General features: G+C 75.0%; 3 protein-coding genes and 1 pseudogene. All 4 read left to right on the forward strand.

Annotation, left to right across the window (positions count from 1 at the left end):
* Positions 1-489: pseudogene (locus tag AOK18_RS28980) on the forward strand (aspartate/glutamate racemase family protein); the annotation flags it as partial.
* A gap of 113 nt (positions 490-602) precedes the next feature.
* Positions 603-1,148: a YdbT family protein gene (locus tag AOK18_RS28985; protein ID WP_055696241.1), complete on the forward strand. Its 546-nt coding sequence runs from the start codon at positions 603-605 to the stop codon at positions 1,146-1,148.
* A gap of 202 nt (positions 1,149-1,350) precedes the next feature.
* Positions 1,351-2,955 (forward strand): apolipoprotein N-acyltransferase, encoded by a 1,605-nt coding sequence (gene lnt / locus AOK18_RS28990; RefSeq protein ID WP_055696242.1) that lies wholly within the window; start codon positions 1,351-1,353, stop codon positions 2,953-2,955.
* A gap of 74 nt (positions 2,956-3,029) precedes the next feature.
* Entirely contained in the window at positions 3,030-3,509 is a 480-nt protein-coding gene (locus AOK18_RS28995; protein WP_055575169.1) for an NUDIX hydrolase, read from the forward strand.
* Positions 3,510-3,597 lie beyond the last annotated feature (88 nt).

Here is a 3,597-nt window from a genome sequence, read left to right on the forward strand (position 1 = left end):
CCGGCGGCGGCCGGCGGCGGACCGCTGGCGATCTGGGCGACCCCGGCCACGACCGGCAGCCCGTACCAGCGGAACCTGATCCGGGACTTCGCCGCCGGGGTCGACGTCACCGAGGTGCCGTGCTGGGGACTCGCGGAGGCCGTGGAACGCGCGGACGAGAACGCGATCGCCGCCGCCGTCGCCGCCGCCGCCGACCTCACCCCGCACGACGTGACGACCGTCGTCCTGGGCTGCACCCACTACGAACTGGTCACCGAACGCATCCGGGCCGCCGTGCAGCGCCCCAACCTGCCCCCGCTGGTCCTGCACGGCTCCGCCGGAGCGGTCGCCGCCCAAGCCCTGCGCCGCCTCGGTGCGCGGCCCGCCCCCGGGGCCCCGGCGACCGGAACCCTCACCGTGCTGCTGAGCGGACGCGAGGGCGCGCTGCTCCCGCCCGCCCTCGCCTACGCGGAGGGCCGGCTCCTCCAGCAGGCCACCCCCGCGGTGTGAGCCCCGGCCGCCCGCATCCCGATCGCCCGCGTCCGGGCCCCTCACACCCGGTCGGCGCAGTGGCGCCGGGCACCGCCGTACCCGCGGAGCGGAACGTGAGTAACCTCGAAGGCATGAGGGACCACCCCCGGGAAGCCGGCGTCCCGTACCCCGGCGTCTGGACCGGTCGCGCGACCAACCGGATGCAGTGGCTGCTGGCGCTGATCGGCGCCGCCTGCATGGCGCTCGGCATCGTGCTGGCCGTCGACTCGGCCTGGTCGAGCGGCACCGCGCCGCTGGTCATGGCCGTCGTCGGGTGCATCGCGGCCGGGCTGCTGGTCCTGTTCGGCACCCTCGCCTTCGTGCACGTCGCCCTGCGGGTCGACGAGGACCACCTGGAAGTGCGCTGCGGCCACATCGGAGTGCCGCGCCGCCGCATCCCGCTGTCGCACGTCGCCGGAGCCGAGTTCGTCCCGCACGTCACCCCGCGGCACTGGGGCGGCTGGGGCTACCGCTGGAGGCCCGAGAAGGGCACCGCGGTCGTCGTGCGCCGCGGCGAGGGCGTCGCACTGAGCCTGTGGGACGGACACACCTTCACGATCACCGTGGACGACGCGGAGGCGGCGGTGAGCGTCATCCGCGACCGTCTCCGCCCGCACCGGCCGGACCCGGAGGGCTGAGCCACCGCGCCGGAGGCCGTCACGGCGGGCCCAGCACCCCGCGTACGGGAGAGCGCCCGCCGGCCGGGTGCCCGCCGGCCGTTCCGGCGCGCCGGAGGCGGGCGCGCGGGCCGTCGCGGACCCCGCGGGCGGCCCCCGTACGGCAGGCCGCCCGGTCGGCCGCCCCGGCCGGCGCCCCGGCCGGCCGCCGTAGACTCGCGGAGTGACCGTCACCGCAACCTCCGCCGGCCCGTCGGCCCCGACGCCCCCGCAGGCCGCGCCCGGCGCGTGGCGCCGGTGGTCCGTGCGCCTCGTTCCGGCCGCAGCGGCAGCACTCTCCGGACTGCTCCTCTACGTCAGCTTCCCGCCCCGCACCCTGTGGTGGCTGGCGCTGCCCGCCTTCGCCGTCCTCGGCCTGCTGCTGCGCGGGCGGAGCTGGAAGGCGGGGCTCGGCCTCGGCTACCTCTTCGGCCTGGGCTTCCTGCTGCCGCTGCTGGTGTGGACCGGTGTGGAGGTCGGCCCCGGCCCGTGGATCGCCCTCGCCGCGATCGAGGCGGTCTTCGTCGCACTGGCCGGCGCGGGTGTCGCCGCGGTCTCGAAGCTGCCCGGATGGCCGGTGTGGGCCGCCGCGCTCTGGACGGCGGGGGAGGCGGCCCGCGCGCGCGTGCCGTTCGGCGGTTTCCCCTGGGGCAAGATCGCGTTCGGGCAGGCGGACGGCGTGTTCCTGCCGCTCGCCGCACTGGGCGGCACCCCCGTGCTCGGCTTCGCGGTCGTCCTGTGCGGCTTCGGCCTGTACGAGGTCGCGCGCGTGTCCCTGGAAGCCCGCCGCACCGGGACCGTGCGGCGCGTCGCGGCGGCAGCCGGGGTCCTGGGCGTGGCGGTGCCCCTGGTGGCCGCGGTCGCCGCCCGGCCGCTGGTGAGCGACACGGCCGAGGACGGCACGACGACCGTCGCGGTGATCCAGGGCAACGTGCCGCGCCTGGGACTCGACTTCAACTCCCAGCGGCGTGCCGTCCTCGACTACCACGCGCGCGAGACGGAGCGCCTGGCCGCCGCCGTCGACGCGGGCGAGACCGAACGGCCCGACATCGTGCTGTGGCCGGAGAACTCCTCCGACATCGACCCCTTCACCAACTCCGACGCCCGCGCCGTCATCGACCGCGCGGCCCGGGCGATCGGAGCCCCGGTCTCGGTCGGAGCCGTGGTGGCCGAGGACGGCGACCTGCTCAACGAGCAGATCCTCTGGGACCCGGTGAAGGGCCCCGTCGACACCTACGACAAACGGCAGATCCAGCCCTTCGGCGAGTACCTCCCGCTGCGCTCCCTGGTCGGGGCGATCAACGACGAGTGGACGTCGATGGTCCGCCAGGACTTCAGCCGGGGCACCGAGCCCGGCGTGTTCACCATGGCGGGCACCGGGGTGGGACTCGTCACCTGCTACGAGGCGGCCTTCGACCGGGCGGTGCGCGACACGGTCACCGAAGGCGCCCAGCTGATCTCCGTACCCAGCAACAACGCCACCTTCGGCCGCAGCGAGATGACCTACCAGCAGCTCGCCATGTCCCGGGTCCGCGCCGTCGAGCACAGCCGCACCGTCACCGTCCCGGTGACCAGCGGTGTCAGCGCGATCATCATGCCGGACGGGACGGTCAGCCAGAAGACCGGCATGTTCGTCGCCGACTCCCTGGTGCAGGAGGTGCCGCTGCGCTCCTCCCTGACCCCCGCCACCCGTCTCGGCGTCCTCCCGGAACTCGGCCTCGTTCTGGTCGCCGCGGGCGGCCTGGGGTGGGCCGTCGGCGCCGGTGTGCGCGGCCGGGCGCGCCGGTGACGCGCGGGCGTACGGAAGACGCGCGCCCCCGGGAGGGCCGTGGAGCGGCCCGGCCCGGCCGTTAGGGTCGGAGCATGGCTACTCCCGATTTCATCAGCACCCTGCGCGTCTCCGCCGGTCACCAGTTGCTCTGGCTTCCCGGCGTCACCGCCATCGTCTTCGACGACGAGGGCAGGGTGCTGCTGAACCGCCGGTCCGACACCCGCCAGTGGTCGGTGCTCGGCGGCATCCCCGACCCGGGGGAACAGCCCGCGGCCTGCGCGGTGCGCGAGGTCGAGGAGGAGACCGCGGTGCGCTGCGTCGTCGAACGGGTCGTGCTGGTCCAGGCGCTGAACCCGGTGACCTACGGCAACGGTGACATCTGCCAGTACATGGACATCACCCTCCGCTGCCGCGCCGTCGGCGGCGAGGCCCGGGTCAACGACGACGAGTCCCTGGACGTCGCCTGGTTCGCCGTGGACGCGCTGCCGGAACTGAACGAGTTCGGACGCTTCCGCATCAAGCAAGCCATGGCCGACGCACCCACATGGTTCGACACCACTACTTCTGGCTGAACTGTGGAGTGCAACCACATGGGGCGGGGGAGGGGCGCTGCCTAGGGTCGGGACATGACCGCGCCCCACACCCCCTCCACCCCCCAGG

Origin of the sequence: Streptomyces prasinopilosus, assembly GCF_001419695.1 — a bacterium.
In the GTDB taxonomy this organism is placed as follows: Bacteria; Actinomycetota; Actinomycetes; order Streptomycetales; family Streptomycetaceae; genus Streptomyces; species Streptomyces prasinopilosus.

Excerpts from the sequence above, each read along its gene's own strand:
- AOK18_RS28995 (WP_055575169.1), top strand. The coding sequence starts at position 3,030 with ATGGCTACTCCCGATTTCATCAGCACCCTGCGCGTCTCCGCCGGTCAC.
- AOK18_RS28985 (WP_055696241.1), top strand. The coding sequence starts at position 603 with ATGAGGGACCACCCCCGGGAAGCCGGCGTCCCGTACCCCGGCGTCTGG.